Origin of the sequence: Gordonia sp. N1V, from assembly GCF_029269935.1 — a bacterium.
Classification (GTDB): Bacteria; Actinomycetota; Actinomycetes; order Mycobacteriales; family Mycobacteriaceae; genus Gordonia; species Gordonia polyisoprenivorans.
In genome coordinates this window covers 150,757-174,716 of the sequence record NZ_JARJDD010000006.1, presented here as the reverse complement: position 1 = coordinate 174,716, position 23,960 = coordinate 150,757, and the positions used below count along the sequence as shown (strand labels likewise).

Genomic DNA, 23,960 nt, shown 5'->3' with positions numbered 1-23,960 from the left:
GTCCTAGTATCGGCACTCGATGGACTTTCCGACGCGTCGCGCCGCCGGTGTGGTGGCTGTGCTGACCAGTGCCGTGCTCGCGCTGTGCGCGGTGAGCGCATGCTCGTCCGACGACGATGGTCCCCGACAGGCCGTCCAGGCGTTTCTCGATGCCTACGCGCACGGTGACGCCGCGAAAGCGGCGGCGCTGACCGACAATCCGCAGGCGGCGCAGACCGCACTGCAGTCGGCGTGGACCGGGTTGTCGGCCGAATCGATGTCGGGCACCACCGGCAAGGCCTCGATCGACCAGGACACCGCCGACATCGACGTGAACTATTCCTGGCAGCTCGGTCACGGCCGGCAGTGGGGCTATCCGGGCACCGTCAAGGCGATCCGCTCGGATGCCAGCGGATGGCAGGTGCGCTGGACGACCACCGACATCCACCCCAATCTCGGTGGCGATCAACGTCTCTCGTTGCGCATCACCGAGGCGCCGCGGGCCACGGTCAACGAGGCCGACGGGTCGGAGGTGATGGACAACGGCACCGTGATCGGCATCAACTTCGATGCCAAGGCGGCCACCGCCGCCGGGACCTCGGTCGGTGATGCCGTCACCCAATTGGTGAGTGTCCTCGCGCCGTTCGCGCCGAATCTCGATCCACAACGGATCGCCGAGGAGTCGACGTCGTCGGGACAGCAGTATCCGATCACCCGGCTCGCCGAGGCCGACTTCAACCGGCTGCGCGATCAACTCGCGATCCCGGGTGTGGTGTACAACGAGCAGTCCGAACTCGTCCCCACCGATCCGACCTTCGCGCCGGTACTGCTCAATGGTGTGCGCGGCGTGGTCGACGACGAGGTCGTCGGCCGGGCCGGCTGGCGCGTGGTCACCGTGAACCCCAATGGTCTCGACGCCGACGTCCTCGCCGACCATGCGCCCGAGCCGGCGGCGGCGGTGCCGCTGAGCCTGTCGCGGCAGGTGCAGAACGCCGCGCAGCGAGCGGTGAACGCCACCAACACCTTTCAGATCGCGATGGTGGTCATCCAACCCTCCACCGGGCGGATCCTCGCGGTCGCGCAGAACCCGGCCGCCGACACCCAGGGCCCGATCGCGACCACCGGCCTCTACCCGCCGGGGTCGACGTTCAAGATGGTGACGTCGTCGGCGGCGTTCAACGCGTCGATGATTCATCCGGATTCGATCGTCGGGTGCCCGGGCGAGATCACCATCGGTCCACGCACCATCCCCAACTACGATCAGTTCGCGCTCGGTTCGGTCACCCTGCAGCGCGCGTTCGCGCAGTCCTGCAACACCACCTTCGCGAAACTGGCCAGTGAGATGGGGCCCTCGGATCTGGCGCACGCCGCGGCGGCCATGGGGATCGGCCGCACCTTCGACATCCCCGGTCTGGCGACCTCGACCGGATCGGTGCCGATCGAGAACGATCTGGTCGCCCGCACAGAGGATGGCTTCGGGCAGGGCAAGGACCTGGTCAGTCCGTTCAGCATGGCGCTCGTCGCCGCGACCGTGGCCAACAACGGGAAGATGCCCGTGCCGCAACTCATCCTGGATCGCCCGACGACGGTCGGCGGCCCGTCGGCGACGCTGAACCCCGACGTCGTCGGACAGCTGCGGCCGATGATGCGCGAGGTGGTGCTCACCGGTACCGGCACCGCCATCGCCGGGCAGGGCGAGGTCTACGGCAAGACCGGTGAGGCCGAGTTCGACGGCGGCTCGCACGCCTGGTTCGCCGGTTATCGCGGAGATCTGGCCTTTGCGACGCTCGTTGTGCGAGGCGGGGATTCGAACAACGCGGTCGGTGTCACCCGCGACTTCTTCTCTTTCCTGCCGCCCGGCTTCGGGGTGTGATCCTCGGTCGTTGGTGGCCGGCGATCCGGCGTGCCCGACGATCGGGCCTGTCGGCTGCTACCGCCGCAACGGCATCACGATGAGCCTGCCGTCCCGCTCGAAGATGTCGACCGGGTGATCGTAGGTCTCCGAGAGCAATTCGCTCGTCATCACCTCTCGGGTCGGGCCGAATGCGAGGAGTCGGCCGTCCTTCATCAACGCGACACGGTCGGCGTAGGCCGCGGCCAGGGTGAGATCGTGTACCACCAGCAGGATCGCGGCCCCGGAATCGCGGTGCTCGCACAGGATCTGCAGGACCTGCTCCTGGTGGCGGATGTCGAGGGCGGCGGTCGGCTCGTCGAGCATCATCACCGGCGTGTTCTGCGCCAACGCCCGCGCCAGTGACACCCGGGCCTGTTGGCCGCCGGAGAGCTGCGGAAAGGGTTGGTGGACAAGTGAATCGAGGTCACAGCGGGTGATCGCGTCGGCGATGAGCTCCGGTGAGCGGGCAGCGTGCGGGGTTCGTAACCACGGGTACCGTCCCATCTCCACGACCTCGCCGACGGTGAACGGGGTGTCGACACGATTGTGTTGGGTGACCATCGACCGGCGTCGCGCCAGATCACGATGGGAAGTGTGTGCGACATCGTGTCCGTCGATGATCGCCGTGCCGTGCTGTGGGGTCCGCACCCCGGACAACGCCGACAGCAGAGTCGATTTGCCGCAACCGTTGGGACCGACGAGAGCCACCAACTCACCGGCAGTCACCTCCAGGGACACGTGGTCGACGACGTCGCGACCGCCGAGCGTCACCACGATGTTCTCGGCCCGGATGCCCGAATGGCGTTGCGATCCCTCACGTGGCTGCGGCACCGTCACCACCCCGCTCCGGCGTGGCGACTGCGACGCAGCAAGATGAAGAACGCCGGTCCGCCGACCAGCGAGGTGAACACCCCGAGGGGGAGATCGGCACCGCCGAGAACGGTTCGTGAGGCGAGGTCGGCCGCGGCCAGGACGAGCGCACCACCGATGACGCTGGCCGGCAACAGGGTCGCGTGCCGCGGGCCGACGATGAGACGCATCACGTGCGGCACGACGAGCCCGACGAACATCACGATGCCGGTGAAGGCGACGGCCGCCGCGGTGAGGATCGCGACCAGCACGACCACCTGCCGGCGGACGGTCTCGACGTTGACGCCCAGTGAGGCCGCCTGGATCTCACCGAGGGCCAGCAGGTCGAGCTTGTGCACCAGCAGCATGGCCGCGGCGACACCGGCGACCACCAGCGGCAGCGTCACCCACACGGCGTTCCAGTTCGCGCCCGCGAGCGAGCCCAACTGCCAGAACACAATCTGTTCGCGGGCCGCCGTGGTCGCGATGAACGTCAGATACGAGATGATCCCGAGGGCGAAGGCGTTGATCGCGATGCCGGTGAGCACCAGCATGATCGCCGACGAGGAGCCATCCCGCAGCGAGAGCACGTAGACCGCGGCGGTGGTGATCAGCGCCGCGACGAACGCCGCACCGGCCAGCGCCCACCCGTTGATGCCGACCCCGCCGATGACGATCATCAGGCACGCACCCACGGCGGCACCCGAGGAGACGCCGATGACACCGGGCTCGGCGAGCGGGTTCGCGAGCACCCCCTGCAGCAGGCAGCCGCCGGCGCCGAGGGCGGCGCCGACGATCAGCCCCAATACGATTCGCGGGAACCGCACCACCCACAGCGCGTGCTCACCCTGCGGATGGGTGGGCATCGTGCCGATGTCGAGGCCGAAATGGTGTGCGAGACTGCCGAGTACCTGGGCGGGCGGCACCGGGATCTGGCCGATGGCCGCCGAAGTGATCGCTACGGCGATCGTCGCGACCACCAGGACGACGAGCACGAGCGGGGCCGAGACCCGCCCGGACGTACCGGGGGGCGAGCGTCGGGTGGTCGGGGCCCTCATGTGTAGATCGCGTGACCGAGCGCGCCGATGACCTTGCCGACGTCCGGTCCGAACGACAGCACCTCGGTTTCGTCCATCTGCACCACTCGTCGGGCACGTCCGGCGTTCGTGTCGGAGACACCGGGCAGCGCGAGCACCCCGTCGAGACCGCCGACGGAATCGGCGCCCTGCGTCATCACCAGGATCACGTCGGGATTCGCGCGCAGCAGCGCCTCGGCGGTCACGGCGGTGAACTCGGCGGTGAGGCCTGCGGCGGTACCCGCATCGGTGCCGCCGAGAGCGGAGACGAGATCGTCGGCACCGGAGTTCGGTCCGGCCAACAGCACCAGGTGCGGTCCGCGGATGTAGAGGAAGGCGATCTTCGGGTCGCCGGTGGGGTGCGGGAGCGTGGCCTTGGCCGCGGTGATCTCCGATTCCGTGCGCTTGACGAGCTGTTCGCCGGCCGGCTTCACGCCGAGGGCGGCCGCCACCGACCGGATGAGGTCGGCGGTGGTGGCGATGGTGCGGGTCGAGCTGAACGTCACCACCGGGATCTGCGACGCACGGATCGCGTCGACCGCCTGCGGTGGTGTGGTGGCGGAGTCGACGAGGACGACGGTCGGGTTCAGCGCCAGCACCGATTCGGAGTTGAGCTGGTGACCATTGCCGGTGACCACCGGGAGCTTGGCCGCCGACGGGAAGGTCGTCGACTGATCACGCCCCACCACGCGGCCGCCCAGGCCGAGGGCGAACACGATGTTGCCGAGTGTGCCATTGCGGTCGACGGCGATGATGCGACTGGTGTCGGTGACCGTCACCTTGCCGCCGCCGTCGGAATCGACGGTCACCGGCAGGGTGGTCGTGGGAGAGGTGGTCACCGGCGTCACATCCGAGCCCGGCAGCGTCGCGGTCTGCGGGCCACTGCGCAGATGCGAGTCGGCGGTTTGGGAGGACGAGGACTGGTCCATCGGCGCGGTACTGCACGCCCCGACAAGCAGTCCGACGAGCGCGAACACCGCGAGCACCAGGATCGCTGTCGTGTTCGTCCGGTCCTGGTGCCGGTGGGGAATGAGATGCTGCTGCCGCACCGATGTCTCCGTTCTCCGGTGGTCGCGCCGCTCGTCACTCGAGCCCGCGCCATTGCCCAGGCTCACCTTAGTCAAGGGCGCGCGGGTGCCGGCGGACCCCGTGGTCAGGGGGTGCTCGGGGTCGGCGTCCTATGGTGGAAGCCATGACTGTGCGTGCCCCACTGCGTCCCGGCAAGCTCTCGCCGATCCGGACCGTTCCCGACTCCATCGAACGTCCGGAGTACGTGTGGAAGCCGAAGGTCAACGAGGGGCACGAACCCTGGGTGCAGACCCCAGAGGTCATCGAGAAGGTGCGCGTGGCGAGCAAGATCGCGGCCAACGCGCTCGCCGAGGCCGGTAAGGCCGTCGCGCCGGGCGTCACCACCGACGAACTCGACCGCATCGCCCACGAGTACATGATCGATCACGGCGCCTATCCATCGACCTTGGGCTACAAGGACTTTCCCAAGTCGTGCTGCACCTCGTTGAACGAGGTGATCTGCCACGGCATCCCCGACTCCACCGTCATCGCCGACGGCGACATCGTCAACATCGACGTCACCGCCTACATCGACGGCGCGCACGGCGACACCAACGCCACCTTCCTCGCCGGAGACGTCTCACAGGAGGCACGCGACCTCGTCGAACGCACCCGCATCGCCACCGAACGCGCCATCAAGGCGGTCAAACCCGGACGCGAACTCAACGTCATCGGTCGCGTCATCGAGGCGTACGCGAATCGCTTCGGCTACACCGTCGTTCGCGATTTCACCGGTCACGGCATCGGCGAGACCTTCCACAACGGGCTCGTCGTGCTGCACTACGACCAGCCGAACGTCGACACCATCCTCGAACCCGGCATGGTGTTCACGATCGAGCCGATGATCAACCTCGGCGGGCTGCCGTGGGAGATGTGGGACGACGGCTGGACGGTGGTCACCGTCGACAAGAAGTGGACCGCCCAGTTCGAGCACACCCTCGTCGTCACCGAGGATGGCGCGGAGATCCTCACCATCCCCGACAACTGATCCACCCGCTCTCCGCCCGAGGCACGGGGACGCGTCACACGCTGCGGGCACCGCCCTCGACGTGGATGGTCTCACCCGAGACGAAACCCGCGGTGAGCAGCCACTGTGCAGCGTCGACGATGTCGTCGACGGCTCCCACCCGCCCCGCCGGGATACCCTCGGCGACACCGGAGAAGAACGCGTCACGATCGGACTCGGGCATACCGTCCCAGGTGCCCGAGTCGACGATGCCCGGCGAGATCGCGTTGACCCGCACCGGTGCGAGTTCGACAGCGAGGTGACTGACGGCGAATGCGACGGCACCGTTGGTGATCCCCATCACCGCGTATCCCGGTGCCGGCTTCCACGCCGCGACACCGGAGAACAGCGTGATCGAGCCGGTCGCGGGCATTCTCGGCCCGAAGTGCTTGGCCACCAGCATCGGGCCGATCACCTTGGCCTCGAAGGCGGTCACCGTCGCGTCGTGGTCGAGATCGCGGACCGCCACGTTGTGATGAGCGGCGGCGGTCGACACGATGTGATCGACGGCGCCCAGCTCCGCCGCGGCCGCAGCGATGGACGCCTCGTCGGTGACATCGATCGCCACTGCCCGGCCGCTGCCGAGGTCGGCGGCCGCCGACTGCGCCGCGGTGAGATCGCGGGCCCCGATGACCACCGAGGCCCCTGCGGCGTCGGCTCGCCGGGCGATCGCGAGTCCGAGGTGCTTGGCACCGCCGATGACGAGAACAGTGGTACCGGACAGGGATTGGTTCATCACATACTCCTTGGACGTGGGTAGGCTGGACGGGATTCACGGTATGGATTTGATACCGGTATCTTCAACGAAACCGCCGACGACCAGCGCGATCCCCGGCGGTGTCCCGAGGAGAAGGGGGCGTGGGTGTCCAAGGCCTACAACGTGATGGCCCCGACCTGCCCGAGCCGGGTGGTGTTGCACCGCATCGGCGCGCGCTGGACGGTCTTCGTGGTCACCGCACTCGCCGACGGTCCGATGCGATTCAGTGCGCTCAAGGCGCATATCGCGGGAATCACCCCCAAGGTGCTCACCGAAACCCTGCGAGCGCTGGAGTTCGACGGACTCGTCGCACGCACCGATCACGGTGGTCAGCCGCCGCGCGTGGAGTACTCGCTGACCGAGCTCGGCCGCTCGCTGCTGGTCCCGTTGGCCGCGGTGCGTGCGTGGGCCGAGGAACACGTCCCCGAGGTCGAGGCGGCCAATGCCCGGGCGGCGGCGCCGGAAGGACCGCGATGACCGGGGTGCCGGGGACGAGTGGACTGGCAGGGGCCGTGCTGATCGGCGGCACCAGCTCGGATGCGGGTAAGAGCCTGCTCGTGGCGGGTCTGTGCCGGGCGCTGGCACGCCAGGGTGTGCGGGTCGCGCCGTTCAAGGCCCAGAACATGTCGAACAACTCGGTGGTCACCCTCGACGGGGGCGAGATCGGCCGGGCCCAAGCACTGCAGGCCTACGCCTGCGGGTTGGAACCATCGACGCGGTTCAACCCGGTTCTGCTCAAACCCGGGGGCGATCGCCGGTCGCATGTCATCGTGCGTGGCCGGCCCGCCGGTGATGTCGGCGCCGCCGACTACTTCACCCGACGTACCCGGCTGCTCGAGGTGGTGACCGACGAATTGCGGTCCCTCCGCGAAGAATTCGACGTGGTCATCTGCGAGGGGGCGGGCTCGGTCGCCGAGATCAACCTCCGCGACACCGACATCGCGAACATGGGCCTCGCACAGGCCGCCGACCTCCCGGTGTTGCTGGTCACCGACATCGACCGCGGCGGATCGCTGGCGCACCTGTTCGGCACCACCGCGATCCTCGGCGCCGACGACCAGTCGCGGATCGCCGGGTATGTGATCAACAAGTTCCGTGGCGATCCGGCGATCCTCGCGCCCGGGATCGAGCAGGTGCGACAGATCACCGGCCGCCCGACGCTCGGTGTGCTGCCCTTCGATCCGGACCTGTGGATCGACGCCGAGGACTCGCTGGCGAGCCCGGTCGGCCGACGGGTCGGTCCGCCCGAGACCAACCCGGTCATCGGGGTGGACGGCGTCGTCGGGTCGCGCCTGCGGGTCGCGGCGATCCGCTTGCCGCGCATCTCCAATTCCACCGACGTCGAGGCGCTGGCCTGCGAACCGGGCGTCGAGGTGACCTGGGTCGACGACGCAGCGTCGGTCGCCGCCGCCGATCTGGCCGTCCTCCCGGGCACCCGGGCGACGCTCGCGGACCTGGCCTGGCTGCGCGCGCGGGGCATCGATGCCGCGCTGATCGCCCGGGCCGCCGCCGACCGCCCGACGCTGGCCATCTGCGGTGGATTCCAGATGCTCGCGCATCGCATCGTCGACGGGATCGAATCCGTCGCGGGTCCATCGGCGGTCGACGGTCTGCAGATCTTCGACATCGACGTCACCTTCGGTACCGAGAAGGTGGTGCGGCGGGTGTCCGGATCGGCGGCCGGGCACGGAATCGAGGGCTATGAGATTCATCACGGGCGGGTGGTGCGCTCGGCAGAGACAGGGTGGCTCGTCGACGACGTCGACGGTCCGGAGGGAGCGCGACGCGGCGCGACGTACGGCACACACTGGCACGGACTTCTGGCCTCCGACGGGTTCCGCCGGGATTTCCTCCGCGAGGTGGCGGCGAGGTCGGGGGTACCCGATTTCACACCCGCCGCCGATATCAGCGTCGATGCGATACGCAGCGCCCAGGTCGACCGGATCGCCGATCTGGTGTCGGCTCATCTGGACCTCGACGAGCTCGTCGAGATCGTGCGGTGCGGCGCCGACCCGGGACTGCCGACGATCAGACACTCCCTCCAACAGAGGACGCGTTGAGCCACGCGCGACGTGGGCGATCACCTAGGCTGAGCCGGTGGAGACTGAACAGCGCACGGTGGACGTCGGCGAGTTGACCTTCGACGTCACCGTGGGAGGACCCGACCGGGGGCCGTGGGTGCTGCTGCTGCACGGATTCCCGGTGAACGGACAGTGTTACGACGCTGTCGTGCCCCGCCTGCACGAGGCGGGTTTGCGGACGATCGTGCCGAATCAGCGCGGCTACAGCCCCGGGGCGCGTCCGAGCGAGGTCGCCGCCTACCGCATCGATCACCTCGTCGCCGACGCCATCGGAATCCTCGACGCGATGAACGTGCACTACGCACTGCTCGTCGGCCACGACTGGGGCGGGCTGGTCGCCTGGCATCTGGCATCGCGCTATCCCGACCGCTTCACCGGTTTCGTCGCGGTCTCCACCGGTCATCCCTCGGCCACCCGGGACTCCCTGGCAAGCAGTGACCAGCGTGAGAGATCCTCCTACATCAAGGATTTCATCGCCGACGGTGCCGAGGGGAAACTCCTGGCCCGTGGCGGCGTGCTGCTGCGTCGCGCCGGGGTGACCGCCGAGGAACTCGAACCGCTCAAGGAACCGGGAGCGCTGACCGCCGGACTCAATTGGTACCGCGCGAACTTCACCGGCGACATCGCCAAGACCATGTCGTGCGGTCCGGTCGAGATCCCGACGACCATGGTCTGGAGCGACGGCGATGCGGCTCTGGGTCGTGAGCAGGCCGAGCGCAGCGGACGATATGCCTACTCCGACTTCAGGTTCTGTGTCCTGCCCGGCATCGACCACTGGATTCCGCAGAAGGCGCCTGCCGAACTCGCCAGCGAGATCAGCCTGCGCTCGGCGGTGTTCTGAGGTCCGGGAGCCCGTCGGTACCCGGACCTCGGCCGGTCACGAGCGCCGGTTGGTTCACGAGCGCCGCGTCACCAGTCGAGGTCGAGTCCGAGTAGTGCGTTCTCCAGGACCTCGGGCATCGCCGGATGAATCCAGTACTGACCGCGCGCCATCTCGGCTGCACCCAGCCCGAAGGACATCGCCTGGATCACCGGCTGGATCACCGTGGGTGCCTGCGGGCCGATGATGTGGGCGCCCAACAGCTTTCCGGTACCTCGTTCGGCGATCAGTTTGCAGAACCCGGTGGTGTCCTCCATCGCCCAGCCGTACGCGACGTCGCCGTAGGCCTGGACCTTGACGGTCACGTCCCAGCCGGCCTCGCGGGCCTGTGCCTCGGTGAGTCCGACCGCGGCGATCTGCGGGTGGGTGAACACCGCGGCGGGCACGTAACGGTGATCGAAGGACACCAGATCGCTTGCCTGCCAACCCTTCAGGAGATTGGCCTGCACGACGCGTTCTTCGTGGTTGGCGACGTGCTTGAGCTGATAGGGCGAGCTCACATCGCCCAACGCCCAGACCTTCGCCGCGTCGGTGCGGCCGTGCTCGTCGACGACGACCCGGCCGTCGTCGGACAACTCGAGTCCGATCGTCGCAAGTCCCAACCGATCCCCGTTGGGCTCGCGGCCCACGGCCACCAGCAACACGTCGGCCTCCAGGGACGGGCCGTCGGCGGTATGCACCCGCACGCCGCCGCCGGGTAGGTTCTCCGCGCCGGTGACGGCGGTGTCGAGGTGCACATCCCAACGGTCCCCGGCGATTTCGGTGAATCGCTCGGAGACCGAATCATCGAGTTTGCGCAGCAGCCGTGGTCCACGCGCAACGATCGTCACGTCGGTGCCCAACGCCCCGAAGACATGGGCGAACTCCGCGGCGATGTAGCCGCTGCCCAGGATGATCATGCGACGAGGCAGTTCCTCGAGGCGCATGACGTCGTTGTTGGTGTGGTAGCGCACCCCGGAGGCGGCGATGACGGCGGGGATCGTCGCCCGCGACCCGGCGGCGATGACCACCTCGTCGGCGAGTACCACCGCGTCGTCGGTCACCAGACGGTAGCGGCCGGCGTCGTCGCGGCCGTCGAACTCGACGTGCGCGTCGTAGACCGTGATGTTGTCGCAGTCCTCCACGCGATAACGCTTGCCGCCCTGGGAGATCGGATCGATCCGCCCGAACACCCGCGAGACGATCGCGGGCCAGTCGACCCCGGCGACGCGCGAGTCGACGCCGTACTTGCCGCCGTGCGCGGCGATCTCGGCGACCTCCGAGGAGTAGACGAACATCTTGGTCGGGATGCATCCGACGTTCAGGCAGGTGCCCCCGTAGACGCCCTCCTCGAAAATGGCGATGCTCCGGTCGGCGAATCGCTCGTCGGGCAACGAGTTCCCGCTACCCGACCCGATGATCGCGAGATCGACATGCGCGGTGGTGGTGGTGTCGATGGTGGTGTCGGGCACGGGGCCGGTCACCGTCCTTTCGTGGTCGTGGCAACGTCGAGTGTCCTCGTGAGCCAGGTATCGACCTCCCGGTAGGCCTGCTCGCGCGAGTGGGCGACCGACAGGAAGACGTCGTGGCGGGCGTCGGTGATGGGGACGGTCGTCACGCGGTTGCCCAGTGATCCGCTCCATGCGGCGATCTGGGTGACGTCGAGGACGGCGTCGGCGGCGTCGATCGCCGTCGAGTAGCTGCGGCTGAAATGTGTTTTGTCCGAACGTAGGACGAGCGCCGGTACGCCGATGTCGATGCCGTGGTGCAGGCGGCGCTGCGCGGTGCGCACCGCGTTGAGGAAACCGAAGGTGACCGGGAAGCCGCCCATGGGCTTGCGCTCGAGGTCGTAACTCCACTCACCGTTGGCGCTGTCGTGCAGGCTCTCGCCGTACGCGGCCGAGAGTTCCTGCGGGATAACGGTTTTCGGCCGGACGGCGGCGACGGTCTTGATCAGCATGCTCACCGGATACGTGCGCAGCAGTGCCTCGCCCTGCAGATCCAGCCACGGACTGTTCAACATCAGTCCGGCGATGCGCTGGTGGCGCTCGGAGTCATTGCGCCGCAATCGATCCAGCCACATCGCTGCGATCAGTCCGCCGGTGGAATGCGCGCCGACGATGATCGGTGTGTCGGCGCCGAGCTCGCCGACGATGAGGTCGATCGCCGCATCGAGTTCCTCGTCGTAGACCTGCAGATCGGTGGCGTAGTGCGGCGTGTGGTGCGACTCGAGTGACCGGCCGCACTTGCGCAGATCGATCGCGTAGAACGCATAACCGAGGTCGGCGAAGTGGTCGGCGAGCGGCTCGTGGAAGAAGTAGTCGGTGAACCCGTGGATGTAGATCACCGCGCCGTGCTCGGCGTGGCGGTCGGCAGCCGGGCGTCGCACGAGCGTCGCGGTGATCGGATCCTCGTCGTCGGGATCGGGCCCCAGCGCGATGGTCGCCACCTCGTACCGGTCGAGGAACCGGTCGGGCTGCCACTCGGGCGTGTCGGTGTTGATGGATTTCGGGGTGGTGGACTGCTGGGTAGAGGACTTCTTTGGAGTGAACTGATCGGCGCTGTCGGCACGGGCGCGGGAAGACGTCACGAATCCACTCTAGGCCGCTGGTGGGAGGTCCTCGTCGATGTCGCCCAGCCCACAGTTGCGCGGAGTGCTTGTGGCCGGGCGCCACCGATGGGGGAGAATGGCTGTCACGAGAGAGGGCGAGGGTCGTCCCGGCTGCGTGAATTGGGGTCCAGGTGTCTCAAACGGTGATCAAGACGGATGTGGCGTTGGTGGGCGCGGGCATCATGAGCGCGACGCTTGGCGCACTGTTGCGCCAGCTCGAACCCAGTTGGTCGATCAGTCTGTTCGAGCGGCTCGACGCCGCTGCCGCGGAGAGCAGCGACCCGTGGAACAACGCGGGCACCGGCCACTCGGCGCTGTGCGAGTTGAACTACACCCCCAAGACCGCCGACGGCGACGTCAACATCGACAAGGCGCTCAACATCAACGAGCAGTTCCAGGTTTCCCGCCAGTTCTGGTCGCACGCCGTCGACAACGGCATCCTCACCTCGCCCGACGAGTTCATCAATCCGATCCCGCATGTGAGCTTCACCCATGGCCAGGCCGGTGTGGACTACCTGCGCAAGCGTCACGAGCGGCTCTCGAGCCAGGTGCTGTTCGAGGGCATGGAGTTCATCGACGACCCCAGCGAATTCACCAAGCGGCTGCCGCTGATGTCCATCGGGCGCGATTTCTCCGATCCGGTCGCACTCAACTGGTTCACCGACGGCACCGACGTCGACTTCGGCGCGCTGACCCAGCAACTGCTGAACTTCGTGAGCCAGGGCGGCGACATCCACTTCGGGCACGCGGTGACCAACCTCGACAAGCAGTCCGACGGCAGCTGGATCGTCAAGCTCAAGAACCGCCGCACCGGCGAGAAGTGGTCGGTGCATGCGAAGTTCGTGTTCGTCGGGGCCGGTGGCGGGGCGCTGCACCTGCTGCAGAAGTCGGGGATCGCCGAGGCCAAGGGATTCGGCGGCTTCCCGGTGTCGGGTGAGTTCTTCCGGTGCACCAATCCGGATCTCATCGACCAGCACCAGGCCAAGGTGTACGGCCAGGCGGCGGTCGGTGCGCCCCCGATGTCGGTGCCGCACCTCGACACCCGCGTCATCAACCACAAGAAGGGGCTGTTGTTCGGCCCGTACGCGGGATGGTCGCCGAAATTCCTCAAGAGCGGCAAGATCACCGATCTGCCCGCGTCGGTCAAGCCGGGCAACCTGATCCCGATGATGTCCATCGCGCCCAAGGAGTTCGGGCTGCTCAAGTACCTGATCAGCGAACTCGCCGCGAGCCCGGCCGATCGGGTCAAGACGCTGCAGGAGTTCGTGCCGCGCGCGCTCGGATCGGACTGGGAGCTGATCACCGCCGGTCAGCGTGTCCAGGTGATCCGCAAGACGGGTGCGGGCGGCTCGCTGGAATTCGGCACGGCCGTCGTCGCCGCCGGTGACGGCACGATCGCGGGTCTGCTCGGTGCGTCGCCCGGTGCGTCGACCGCGGTGCCCGCGATGCTCAACGTCCTCGAGCAGTGCTTCCCGACCGAGTACCGGTCGTGGACACCGAAGCTCACCGAGATGATCCCGTCGTTCGGCCAGAAGCTCTCCGACAACCGCGACCTGTTCCGGCAGGTGTGGGGCTGGACCAGCGCGAGCCTGCAGCTGACCGGCAACGCACCGCTGATCACCGGCGACGACCCGGTGGCCACGACTGCGGGGTGACCGACCCCACGGCGGTCTGAGATAGTTGGCGACATCATGACGTCATCGAGCCCGCGTACCTACCGCCTGCAGTCCCGACCGGCCGCCGACCTCGACCCCACCACGCTCTACCGCATCCTGAGGTTGCGGGTCGACGTGTTCGTGGTCGAGCAGGCATGTCCGTATCCGGAACTCGACGGCCGTGACCTCGAGCCGTCGACGCGCCACTTCTGGTGTGTCCCCGATGACGAGGCAAGCGCCGACACGGTGGCCGCGACACTGCGGCTGATGCAGGACGGGTCCGACGCCGACGGTCGACCGGAATTCCGGATCGGCCGGGTGTGCACCGAGAGATCCCATCGGGGAGAGGGACTGGCCGCACGCCTGTTGTCGGCGGCCCTCGAGGAGGTCGGCGATCATGTGTGCCGCATCGAGGCGCAGACCTATCTGGCGCAGATGTACGCGGCGTTCGGCTTCCGCGCCGACAGTGACGAGTACCTCGAGGACGGCATCCCGCACGTGTCGATGATCCGGGTCGCCGGGAGCGGCCGGTGAGTGCCGAGACGGTGAGTGCAAAGACGGTGAGCCCCGAGACCCTGGTCACCGCGGATCCGACGTCTCGTCCGGTGATCCGCTACCCCTTCACCGCGGTGGTGGGGCAGGAGCGGCTCAAACTTGCACTCATCCTCAGTGCTGTTTCGCCGGGTATCGGGGGTGTACTGATCCGCGGTGAGAAGGGCACCGCGAAATCCACCATCGTGCGCGGACTCGGACCCCTGATCGGCGAGGGACGGGCCGATCAGGCGGGTCGGGTCGTCGAGTTGCCGATCGGGGCCACCGAGGACAGGGTGATCGGGTCGTTGGATCTGACGCGGGTGCTGCGCGACGGCCAGGCCGAGTTCACGCCGGGGCTGCTCGCACGTGCCGACGGCGGTGTGCTCTACATCGACGAGGTCAACCTGCTTGCCGATCATCTCGTCGACGTGCTGCTCGACGCGGCCGCGAGTGGTCGGGTCACCATCGAGCGCGACGGCGTCTCACACACCCAGTCCGCCGACTTCGTCCTCGTGGGCACGATGAACCCCGAGGAGGGCGAACTACGTCCGCAGTTGCTGGACCGGTTCGGACTTGCGGTCGACGTGAGCGCGGGTCGTGATGTGGACGAGCGGGTCGAGATCGTTCGTCGGCGGATGGCGTTCGACGCCGACCCCGCTGCATTCGCGGCGGCCTATTCCGATGCCGAAGGCGAACTGGCACAACGGATCGCACACGCTCGCCGACTCGTCGACGGCGTGGAGCTGCCGACCGCGCAACTTCGACGGATCGCCGGTATCTGCGCGCACCTACAGGTCGACGGACTGCGCGGCGACATCGTGGTCGCGCGCACGGCAACGGCCCACGCCGCGTTGCGCGGCGCATCCGAGGTCGACGCCGACGATGTCCGAGTGGCGGTCGAACTCGCACTGCCGCACCGGCGTCGGCGTAACCCGTTCGACGAGTCGGGCCTTGATGATCAGGAGCTCGCCGACGCACTCGCGGCCGGTGACGAAGCGGCGGGCCCCGACGACACCCCGGAACCACCGGATGGCGGTGGGCCGGACGGGAATGCGCCGGCAACCGATCAACCGGATGGGGGTGGTCCGGACGGCTCGGCAGCAGACCCCGCCAAATCATCCATGCCGACTGACGATTCGGCTCCCAGCGATTCGGCTGCCGATGGTCCCGCACCCGCCGAGCCCGATTCCGACGCCTCGGGTCCGACCACCCCGGGACCGCGGCCGGGCGGTGTCTTCGGAGCGCCGACCGACCCGACGACCGCGCCGCGCATGCGCAGACTCACCGTCGCCGGGATCGGCGACGGCGAGCCGGGCCGGCGCTCGGCGGCCCGCAGCCGACGCGGATACACCATCGCCGCGGCGGAATTCGATGCCGGGACGCCGGTCCACCTGTTCGGCACCGTCCTGAATGCCGCCGGCCGGGGGACCGAGGAGGACGGACGAGTGCGGGTGCGTCGAGAGGACCTGCGCGGTGCCCATCGGATCGGGCAGGAGAGCAACCTCGTCGTCTTCGTCGTCGACCTGAGTGGATCGATGACCGCTCGCCGCAGGCTCGCAGTGGTCAGCGAGTTGTGTGTGGATCTGCTGCGCGACTCCTACACCCGACGGGATCGGGTGGCGGTGATCGTCGCCCGCGGTGCCCGCGCCGAACTGGTCGTCCCGCCGACCAAGTCGGTCGACATCGCCGTGCGCCGGCTGTCGTCGGTCCGGACCGGAGGACGCACCCCGCTGGCCGAGGGTCTGCTGGCCGCCGAGGAGCTGATCGCCCGAGGCCGCCGCATCGAACCCCAGCGACGTCCACTGCTCGTGGTCCTGACCGACGGGCGCGCCACCGCCGGGCCCAACGCCGCGCCACGCGCGCGTGCTGCGGCCGCGTCGATCGGACGGCAGGGAATCGACGGGGTCGTCGTCGACTGCGAGCAGGGAATGGTGCGTCTCGGCCTGGCCGCTGATCTCGCCGCCCACCTGCGCGCCGATCTGATCCCGATGGACGAGCTGGGTGTGGCGGCCCTCGGCCGATCGGTGCGCCCGAACACGGCACCGGCGGCGCGGATCGGTCCGCCCGCCGCCTGAGCGCACACCGCCGGCACGCCGTCCGGACGGCCGCACCGCCGCGCCGGACGTGACACCCTGGACACACAACCGGATTCGATCGGCGAACAAGGAGTAGGCACGTGCCGCAAGGCGTCCCCACCGCGATACCCGACGACGGGCTCACCACCCGACAGCGACGGAACATGCCGGTCCTGGCCGTGCACACCGGCGACGGCAAGGGCAAGTCGACGGCGGCATTCGGGATGGCGATGCGCGCATGGAACGCCGGCATGAAGGTGGCGGTGTTCCAATTCGTCAAGAGCGCAAAATGGCGGGTCGGCGAGGAGTCGGCGCTGACCGCGCTCGGCGAACTCCATGAGTCCACCGGGCAGGGCGGGCCCGTCGAATGGCACAAGATGGGACAAGGGTGGTCGTGGCTGCGCGCCAACACCGACGCCGCCGAGGATCACGCCGAGGCCGCCCGCGCGGGGTGGGCGGAGATCGCACGCCGGCTCGCCGCCGCCGAACACGACTTCTACGTCCTCGACGAGTTCACCTACCCGTTGCACTGGGGGTGGATCGACACCGACGACGTCGTGACCGCGTTGCGGGAGCGGCCCGGACGCCAGCACGTGGTGATCACCGGTCGTCGCGCCCCGCAGGCACTCATCGACTCCGCCGACCTCGTCACCGAGATGCACAAGATCGCCCACCCCATGGACGCCGGACGCAAGGGGCAGAAGGGCATCGAATGGTGACCGGCCCAGCCTCGATCCCCGCCGTGGTGATCGCCGCGCCCGCCTCGGGTAGCGGCAAGACCACGGTGACCACCGGCCTGATCGGGGCACTGCGGGCCGCCGGGCACCGCGTCGCGCCGTTCAAGGTCGGCCCCGACTACATCGACCCCGGCTACCATGCCGTGGCCGCAGGCCGCACCGGACGCAACCTCGACCCGAACCTCGTCGGTGCCGACCTCATCGCGCCGCTGTTCTCCTGGGGCACCCGCGGTGCCGACATCGCCGTCGTGGAGGGGGTGATGGGCCTGTTCGACGGCCGCATCACCGGCATCGGTGCCGACGGTTCCCATGACCCCGACGGTGGTGACCGCGTCGGGGGTGATCACCTCGGGGGTGATCCCGACAGTGGTGACCCGAACGGGATCGGCTCCACCGCACATGTCGCCGTATTGATCGGCGCCCCGATCATCCTGGTGGTCGACGCCGCCGGGCACAGTCAGTCGCTGGCCGCAGTACTGCACGGCTTCCTCGGCTTCTCGCCGACAGCCCGGATCGCCGGGGTCATCCTCAACCGGGTCGGCTCTCCCCGGCACGAGGCGGTGCTCCGCCAGGCGTGTCGTCGTGTCGGACTTCCGGTCTTCGGTGTGCTGCATCGTGATCCGAGCCTCACGGTGCCGTCCCGGCATCTCGGCCTCATTCCGGCCGCCGAACGCAGCGCCGACGCGGTGGCCGCGGTGGCGGCGATGACCGCGACCGTGTCGGCGGGTCTGGACGTTCCCGCGATCGTCGCCGCCGCACGTACCCGCACCGCACAGTCGGCGCCGGCGTGGTCACCCGACGACACGCTTGCCGAGGTCCGCGGCCCCACCGATCCGCCCGCGGCCAAGCCGGTCATCGCGGTCGCCGCCGGTGCGGCATTCACCTTCGGCTACGCCGAACACGCGGAGATGCTCCGGGCCGCAGGCGCCGAGACCATCGACATCGACCCGCTGATCGACCGGCTCCCCGAAGGAACCGCCGGCGTCGTCCTCGGCGGCGGGTTCCCCGAGGAACACGCCGCAGAGCTGTCGTCGAACACACCTCTGCGCGAGGACATCAATGCGTTGGCCCGATCCGGTGCGCCGATCCACGCCGAATGCGCCGGACTGCTCTATCTGTGTCGCGAACTCGATGGACATCCGATGGCCGGGGTGATCGACGGTGTCGGGCGGTTCGGTCCGCGCCTGACCCTCGGCTACCGTGACGCTGTCGCCGTCGCCGACTCGGTGTTGTACCCGGCGGGCAGTCGGGTGACCGGCCACGAGTTCCATCGATCGACTGTCGAACTCGTTGCGGCACAACCTGCCTGGGCGTGGCGTGACGGCACGGCGCGGCCGGCCACCGACGGCATCGGGGCGGGTTCGGTCCACGCGTCGTATCTACACGTGCATCCGGTGGCGGTGCCGCGCGCGATTCTCCGGTTCGTTCGGGCCGCCGAACGTCGCGCAACACAGCGGGTCTCGCCGAACACACCTGCGGGAATCCGGCCCCGAGAGCCGCACATCGCGACCCGACGACGAGAGGAGAGCAGCCATGCCGGCCCATGAGGTGACCAAGGCCCTCGACGCACTCGCGTCGCACGGCGTCGACAACCCCGACATCCTGCGGGATCTGCTCGAGGCGGTGCTCCTCGTCGGGCAGGGGCTCGAACTCGACCATGCGCTGCAACGGATCGTCGAGGTCGCCGTGGGCGTGGTCGACGCCCAATACGGTGCCCTCGGTGTCCGGGGCCCCGACGGCGGCCTCAGCGAGTTCGTCTGGACCGGGATCACGCCGCAACAACGGGCGCTGATGGGGGCGTTGCCGGTCGGCCGCGGCGTGCTCGGGGTGCTGATGGACGATCCGCACGTGCTGCGAGTCCCCGACCTCGCCAAACACCCTGCGTCGGTGGGATTCCCGCCGCACCATCCGCCGATGACCACCTTCCTCGGCGCCCCGGTGATCATCCGCGGGTCCATCTACGGTCGGATCTATCTGACCGAGAAACGAGGCGGCGCTGGGTTCTCCGAACTCGACGAGACACTCGTCGCGGTCCTCGCGGTGGCAGCCGGGATCGCCGTCGACAACGCGCAACTGTTCGAGCGCGCCCGCACCCGACACCGGTGGATGCAGATCCTGGTGCGACGCGGATCCGAGCCGCTCGCCGGAATCGCGTTGTCGGACACCCTGTCCCGGATGTGCTCGGATGTGCGTGAACTCGTCGGTGCCGTCGACGTGTACCTGATCACCGACGAGGAAGGCGAACTGGCGGTGGAGGGCGCCACCCGCACCGGACTCGATCCGAGCGTGCTGAAGGTGCCGTCCTCGTCGGAGATGACGGTGCTACCCGCCGACGAGGTGGGCCCGGACCTGGCCGCCCGGGGTGCTCGATGGGTGACGCTGCAGCCGTTGCACCGGGCCTCGGGGACCTTCGGGTGGGTGGTCATCACCTCCGAACGCAAGCCGTTCTGGGAGGAAGAGGAGATCTCGGGTCTCGCCGGTGTCGCCGAGATCGTCTCCCTGGCCGTCGTGTACGCCGAACAGCAGCAGATGGCACGCGACCTCGAGGTTCTCGAAGACCGCCACCGGATCGCACGCGACCTCCACGATCACGTCATCCAGCGGCTCTTCGCCATCGGCATGTCCGTGCAGACCCTGCAGGCAGCCCGGGAGAACGGGGCCTGCTCCGTCGACGACTCGGTCAGCAACCGCCTCGAGCAGGTGATGACCGACCTCGACCGGACCATCGCGCAGATCCGCACGTCGATCTTCGACCTGCAGACCGTCTCCGGTCACCACGACACCTCGACGCTGCGCCGGCGCGTACTCGACATCGTCTCCGAGTTGTCGGCCCATGCGCCGATCGCCCCGAGTGTGCAATTCGTCGGACCGGTCGACACCGTCGTGCCCGACACGCTTGGTCCGCACATCGACGCGGTGCTGCGTGAGGGATTGTCGAATGCGTTGCGGCACTCCGGCGCCGAACACATCTCGGTGTCGGTCAGCGCCGACGACGTCCTGCGCGTGGAGATCAGCGACGACGGTGTGGGCATCGACAAGTCGGTCACCTATCGCGGACTGGCCAATCTCACCCGTCGCGCCGAGGAATGTGACGGGACCTTCGACATCGACACCCGGGGCGGAACATCCCACGGCCACGGTGGCACGACACTGACCTGGTCGGTGCCGCTGACCCCGGCCTGAGGCGGCTGCGGGCCGTCTCAGGCCTTGCCGTCGCGGATCTTGGTGGCCATCACCGCGACCTGGGTGCGGCGCTGCATGTCGAGCTTGGCCAGGATGCGCGAGACGTAGTTCTTGATCGTCTTCTCCGCGAGGAACATCTTCTGCGCGATCTGCCGGTTGGTCAGGCCGTCGCCGATCAGATTGAAGACCTCGCGTTCCTGATGGGTCAACTCCGCGAGCGGGTCGGCCTGCGACTTGCCGTCCCGGAGCTTGGCCAGCAGGGCGGCGGTGCTGCGGTCGTCGAGCAGCGACCCGCCGCGACCGACGGTGCGAACCGCGGCCACCAGGTTGCGGCCGAGGATCTGTTTGAGAACGAAACCCGATGCGCCGGCGAGCACCGCCGCGAGCAACGCGTCGTCGTCGGCGTAGCTCGTCAGCATCAGACAGCGCACCGACGGATCGACTGCGCGCACATCACGACAGAGCTCCACCCCGTTGCCGTCGGGCAGCCGGACGTCGAGGACGGCGACGTCGGGTCGGGCGGCGAGGATGCCGACCCGCGCCTCGGCGACCGTCGCCGCCTCACCGACCACCTCGATGTCCTCGGCGGTGCCGAGGAGATCGCGCAGTCCGCGCCGGACGAGCTCGTGGTCGTCGACGAGGAACACCCGCACGGGGTGTTCGGGACCGGCCTCGGATGGCTCCGCGGCGGTCGGGGTCTGGGGTGTCGGCGTCGGTGTCGGTGGCGCGGCCGGCGGTGCGGCGGGGGTGGCCTGGGATGGGCGCGGGTCTGTGGCCATGACTCGAAATTACCGCACCCGACGCCGCAGAACGCGACGTCGGTCCCCACTCATCCGGGACCTTCGGCTCACGTGGGACTGGTGAGGTTTCGCAAGAGTGGAACCCACGGGTACGCAAATCGCCAACTTAGGAGCTGCGAAGTGACAACCCTGATCGGATCCGCGAGCGACACCGGGATGACCGGGTCGGACCTGCTGCGCGAACTGCTGCCGGTCTGTGAGGCAGAGGTCGAGCGTCATATGAAGATGACCAAGGACTGGCATCCGCACGACTACGTGCCGTGGGACGACGGTCGCAACTTCGCCGCCCTCGGCGGCCTCGACTGGGACCCCGAACAGTCCAAGCTGTCCGAGGTGGCCAAGGCCGCGATGATCACCAACCTGCTCACCGAGGACAACCTGCCGTCCTATCACCGGGTGATCGCCGAGAACTTCACCCTCGACGATGCGTGGGGTTTCTGGGTGGGGCGTTGGACCGCCGAGGAGATGCGGCATTCAACGGTGATGCGTGACTATCTCGTCGTCACGCGCGGCGTGGATCCCGTGGAACTCGAAGAGACCCGCATGCAGCACATGACGCACGGATTCAATCCGCTGCCCGAGGACGACGGTCAGCGCGACCACAGCTTCGACATGCTCTTCGCGGTCAGCTACGTCAGCTTCCAGGAACTCGCGACCCGGGTGAGCCATCGCAACACCGGCAAGGCCTGCGGTGACCCGATCGCCGATCGCATGCTGGCGCGCGTGGCCGCCGACGAGAACCTGCACATGCTCTTCTACCGCAACATCGTCGCCGGCGCGCTCGACCTCGTCCCCGATCAGGCGATGTGTGCGATCTACGGCATCGTGTCGAACTTCCAGATGCCCGGCGCCACCATGCCGAACTTCCGACGCAACGCCGTCCTGATCGCCAAGGGCGGTATCTACGATCTCCCGCAACACCTTTCGGAGGTGGTGATGCCGGTGCTGCGCAAGTGGCGCATCTTCGAGCGCGACGACTTCGGCCCGCTCGGCCAGATGTATCGGGACAAGCTCGCCGAGTATCTCCAGGAGATGAGCGTCAAGGTCGAGAAGTTCGAACGCGCCCGCGAGCGCGCGCTCGAACGCGAAGAGCGCAAGGCCAGGGCCGGCGCATGACGGTGATCGACAACCCGCGGAACCTGTTGGCCGACACCGGCGATGGATGCGGACAGTGTTGCGGCTCGTGCGACTCGGCGCCGTCCGACGTACCCGACGGCTTCGAGGCGGCCATCGCGATGGCCGAGGCGGCCGCGAGCCACAATCCGACATGGTGGAACGAGATCCGGGCCCATGCCGCCGATCCGGCGGCAGGGGAGTACTGCAGTTCGGTGTTGCTCGGAGCGCTGCTCGAGGCGTCGGCGCACCGACTCGGTGTGCCGGCGGCCGATGTGTGGGCACACATTCGCCGAACCGGCGAACTTCCCCTGTGACCGATCCCACCGGGTGATCGGCGAGTTCGACGGCGCCGGGCGAGCACCACTCGCACACGGAGCGATCTGAGCGCTGCCGATCGCCACGCAGTCGGTACGGTTCTTCTCATGTCTGCCGCCGCACACCCCGGATCGGGCCATCCGCACTATCTGTCGGGCCTGGACCTGATGGGCCGCAAGGTCGTCGTGGTCGGCGGGGGATCGGTCGCCCAGCGACGCCTACCGAATCTGGTGGCGGCGGGGGCGCAGGTGCACGTGGTGGCTCTCGAGCCGACACCCGCCGTCGAATCCTTCGGTGGCATCACCCTGCACCATCGCGCCTATGCCGACGGTGACCTCGACGGCGCCTGGTATGCGATGGCCTGCACCGATGACCCCGAGGTGAACGCCGCGGTGGTCGCCGAGGCGGAGCGTCGGCACACGTTCTGCGTGCGCGCCGACGACGCCCGGTTCGGCACCGCGGTGACCCCGGCTTCCGGGCGGCACCGGGACATCCAGTTCGGGGTTCTCGCCGGCGGCGACCACAAGTTGTCGGCGGCACTGCGAGCGGCGATCAGTACGGCGCTGGCCGACGGTGATCTCCGGGTCGAGGAGCCACCGCACCCGCCCGGTGTGGCACTGGTTGGTGGCGGGCCCGGCGACCCCGACCTCATCACGGTCCGCGGACTGCGGTTGTTGATGGCCGCCGACGTCGTGGTCGCCGATCGACTCGCACCGCCGGAACTGCTTGCGGCGCTGGGGCCGCAGGTCGAGATCATCGACGCCGCGAAGGTCCCGTACGGGCGGGCGATGAAGCAGGAAGCCATCAACGACGTCCTCGTCGCCAAGGCCAAGGAGGGCAAGTTCGTCGTCCGGTTCAAAGGCGGCGACCCCTACGTCTACGGTCGCGGCTTCGAGGAATTGCAGGCGTGTGTGGCCGCAGGTGTCCCGGTGACGGTGGTCCCGGGCATCGCGAGTCCCATCTCGGTGCCGTCGGCCGCGGGTATCCCGGTGACCCATCGTGGTGTGACGCACGAGGTGGTCATCGTATCGGGGCATGTGGCGCCCGATCATCCCGACTCGCTGACCGATTGGTCGGCGCTGGCACGACTGCGCGGCACGGTCGTGCTGATGATGGCGGTGGAGCGGGTGGAGAAATTCGCGCAGGCGCTGCTGTCCGGTGGACGCCCCGCCGACACCCCGGTCGCGATGATCGAGAACGGTTCACTGCCCACCCAACGCGTGCTCCGCACCGATCTCGCGCACGCCGCGCAGACCGCGCAGAGTGAGGGCCTACGTCCGCCGGCGATCGTCGTCATCGGCGACGTCGCGGGCTTCACCGACGCCGATGACGTGCTCGCGTTCGCCTGACACACCGCCGACCGGG

The 23,960-nt window shown here is 68.5% G+C and carries 21 protein-coding genes; 14 read left to right on the top strand and 7 right to left on the bottom strand.

The genetic code is table 11. The features are described 5' to 3' along the window. Positions 1-19: 19 nt before the first annotated feature. Positions 20-1,852 (top strand): penicillin-binding transpeptidase domain-containing protein, encoded by a 1,833-nt coding sequence (locus P3L18_RS10415; protein ID WP_276114034.1) that lies wholly within the window; start codon positions 20-22, stop codon positions 1,850-1,852. A 57-nt stretch (positions 1,853-1,909) separates the two neighbouring features. On the opposite strand, the gene P3L18_RS10410 is transcribed toward P3L18_RS10415, so the two are convergent. From P3L18_RS10410 to P3L18_RS10400, 3 genes are read right to left on the bottom strand one after another with little or no spacing between them, the layout of a single operon-like run. Continuing rightward, positions 1,910-2,710, bottom strand: a complete 801-nt coding sequence (locus tag P3L18_RS10410) for a heme ABC transporter ATP-binding protein (RefSeq protein WP_108772660.1) — start codon at positions 2,708-2,710, stop codon at positions 1,910-1,912. After that, positions 2,707-3,780, bottom strand: coding sequence for an iron ABC transporter permease (locus tag P3L18_RS10405; RefSeq protein WP_079929474.1), 1,074 nt, complete (start codon positions 3,778-3,780; stop codon positions 2,707-2,709). The genes P3L18_RS10410 and P3L18_RS10405 overlap by 4 nt, the downstream gene beginning before the upstream one ends. After that, positions 3,777-4,847 (bottom strand): ABC transporter substrate-binding protein, encoded by a 1,071-nt coding sequence (locus P3L18_RS10400; RefSeq protein ID WP_276114033.1) that lies wholly within the window; start codon positions 4,845-4,847, stop codon positions 3,777-3,779. The genes P3L18_RS10405 and P3L18_RS10400 overlap by 4 nt, the downstream gene beginning before the upstream one ends. Positions 4,848-4,990: 143 nt before the next feature. On the opposite strand from P3L18_RS10400, the gene map reads away from it, so the two are divergent. After that, positions 4,991-5,854, top strand: coding sequence for a type I methionyl aminopeptidase (map, locus tag P3L18_RS10395; RefSeq protein WP_006371339.1), 864 nt, complete (start codon positions 4,991-4,993; stop codon positions 5,852-5,854). 34 nt (positions 5,855-5,888) lie between these two features. Here map and P3L18_RS10390 read toward each other — a convergent pair whose 3' ends face one another. Further along, positions 5,889-6,608: an SDR family oxidoreductase gene (locus P3L18_RS10390; RefSeq protein ID WP_276114032.1), complete on the bottom strand. Its 720-nt coding sequence runs from the start codon at positions 6,606-6,608 to the stop codon at positions 5,889-5,891. Positions 6,609-6,755: 147 nt separating this feature from the next. On the opposite strand from P3L18_RS10390, the gene P3L18_RS10385 reads away from it, so the two are divergent. The 3 genes from P3L18_RS10385 to P3L18_RS10375 are packed head-to-tail and all read left to right on the top strand — an operon-like array spanning position 6,756 to position 9,551. Beyond that, the gene (locus tag P3L18_RS10385) at positions 6,756-7,106 is read left to right on the top strand and encodes a helix-turn-helix domain-containing protein (protein ID WP_210739354.1); all 351 of its coding nucleotides are present in this window, start codon (positions 6,756-6,758) and stop codon (positions 7,104-7,106) included. After that, complete coding sequence (locus P3L18_RS10380) at positions 7,103-8,689, top strand: cobyric acid synthase (protein WP_276114031.1); 1,587 nt, start codon at positions 7,103-7,105, stop codon at positions 8,687-8,689. Before P3L18_RS10385 ends, P3L18_RS10380 begins: the two co-directional genes overlap by 4 nt. A 37-nt stretch (positions 8,690-8,726) precedes the next feature. After that, complete coding sequence (locus P3L18_RS10375) at positions 8,727-9,551, top strand: alpha/beta hydrolase (protein ID WP_276114030.1); 825 nt, start codon at positions 8,727-8,729, stop codon at positions 9,549-9,551. 68 nt (positions 9,552-9,619) lie between these two features. On the opposite strand, the gene P3L18_RS10370 is transcribed toward P3L18_RS10375, so the two are convergent. Next, positions 9,620-11,041, bottom strand: coding sequence for a mycothione reductase (locus P3L18_RS10370; protein WP_014359766.1), 1,422 nt, complete (start codon positions 11,039-11,041; stop codon positions 9,620-9,622). A gap of 8 nt (positions 11,042-11,049) precedes the next feature. Beyond that, on the bottom strand, positions 11,050-12,159 hold the full coding sequence (locus P3L18_RS10365) for an alpha/beta hydrolase (RefSeq protein WP_276114029.1): 1,110 nt from the start codon (positions 12,157-12,159) through the stop codon (positions 11,050-11,052). 152 nt (positions 12,160-12,311) lie between these two features. Here P3L18_RS10365 and mqo point away from each other — a divergent pair, with 152 nt between their 5' ends. The 6 genes from mqo to P3L18_RS10335 all read left to right on the top strand — a co-directional run bounded on the left by mqo (position 12,312) and on the right by P3L18_RS10335 (position 20,364). After that, entirely contained in the window at positions 12,312-13,835 is a 1,524-nt protein-coding gene (gene mqo, locus P3L18_RS10360; RefSeq protein WP_079929482.1) for a malate dehydrogenase (quinone), read from the top strand. A 36-nt stretch (positions 13,836-13,871) separates the two neighbouring features. Beyond that, positions 13,872-14,369 carry a GNAT family N-acetyltransferase gene (locus tag P3L18_RS10355; protein WP_079929483.1) on the top strand — a complete coding sequence of 166 codons (498 nt, stop codon included), beginning with the start codon at positions 13,872-13,874 and terminating at the stop codon, positions 14,367-14,369. Between the two features lie 26 nt (positions 14,370-14,395). Continuing rightward, positions 14,396-16,444: a VWA domain-containing protein gene (locus P3L18_RS10350; protein WP_276114083.1), complete on the top strand. Its 2,049-nt coding sequence runs from the start codon at positions 14,396-14,398 to the stop codon at positions 16,442-16,444. A 101-nt stretch (positions 16,445-16,545) separates the two neighbouring features. Then, positions 16,546-17,163 carry a cob(I)yrinic acid a,c-diamide adenosyltransferase gene (cobO, locus tag P3L18_RS10345; protein ID WP_014359771.1) on the top strand — a complete coding sequence of 206 codons (618 nt, stop codon included), beginning with the start codon at positions 16,546-16,548 and terminating at the stop codon, positions 17,161-17,163. Then, entirely contained in the window at positions 17,157-18,728 is a 1,572-nt protein-coding gene (locus P3L18_RS10340; RefSeq protein WP_276114028.1) for a cobyrinate a,c-diamide synthase, read from the top strand. The genes cobO and P3L18_RS10340 overlap by 7 nt, the downstream gene beginning before the upstream one ends. Next, positions 18,715-20,364: a GAF domain-containing sensor histidine kinase gene (locus P3L18_RS10335; protein WP_006371351.1), complete on the top strand. Its 1,650-nt coding sequence runs from the start codon at positions 18,715-18,717 to the stop codon at positions 20,362-20,364. Before P3L18_RS10340 ends, P3L18_RS10335 begins: the two co-directional genes overlap by 14 nt. Positions 20,365-20,381: 17 nt before the next feature. Here the strand turns inward: P3L18_RS10335 and P3L18_RS10330 are convergent, their stop codons facing one another. Beyond that, positions 20,382-21,143 (bottom strand): response regulator transcription factor, encoded by a 762-nt coding sequence (locus P3L18_RS10330; protein WP_020171524.1) that lies wholly within the window; start codon positions 21,141-21,143, stop codon positions 20,382-20,384. A 141-nt stretch (positions 21,144-21,284) separates the two neighbouring features. On the opposite strand from P3L18_RS10330, the gene P3L18_RS10325 reads away from it, so the two are divergent. The 3 genes from P3L18_RS10325 (at position 21,285) to cobA (ending at position 23,944) form a co-directional block, all read left to right on the top strand. Continuing rightward, entirely contained in the window at positions 21,285-22,280 is a 996-nt protein-coding gene (locus P3L18_RS10325) for an acyl-ACP desaturase (protein WP_276114027.1), read from the top strand. Beyond that, positions 22,277-22,594: a hypothetical protein gene (locus P3L18_RS10320; protein ID WP_276114026.1), complete on the top strand. Its 318-nt coding sequence runs from the start codon at positions 22,277-22,279 to the stop codon at positions 22,592-22,594. The genes P3L18_RS10325 and P3L18_RS10320 overlap by 4 nt, the downstream gene beginning before the upstream one ends. Before the next feature lie 108 nt (positions 22,595-22,702). Beyond that, positions 22,703-23,944, top strand: coding sequence for a uroporphyrinogen-III C-methyltransferase (gene cobA / locus P3L18_RS10315; RefSeq protein WP_276114025.1), 1,242 nt, complete (start codon positions 22,703-22,705; stop codon positions 23,942-23,944). Positions 23,945-23,960: the final 16 nt, after the last annotated feature.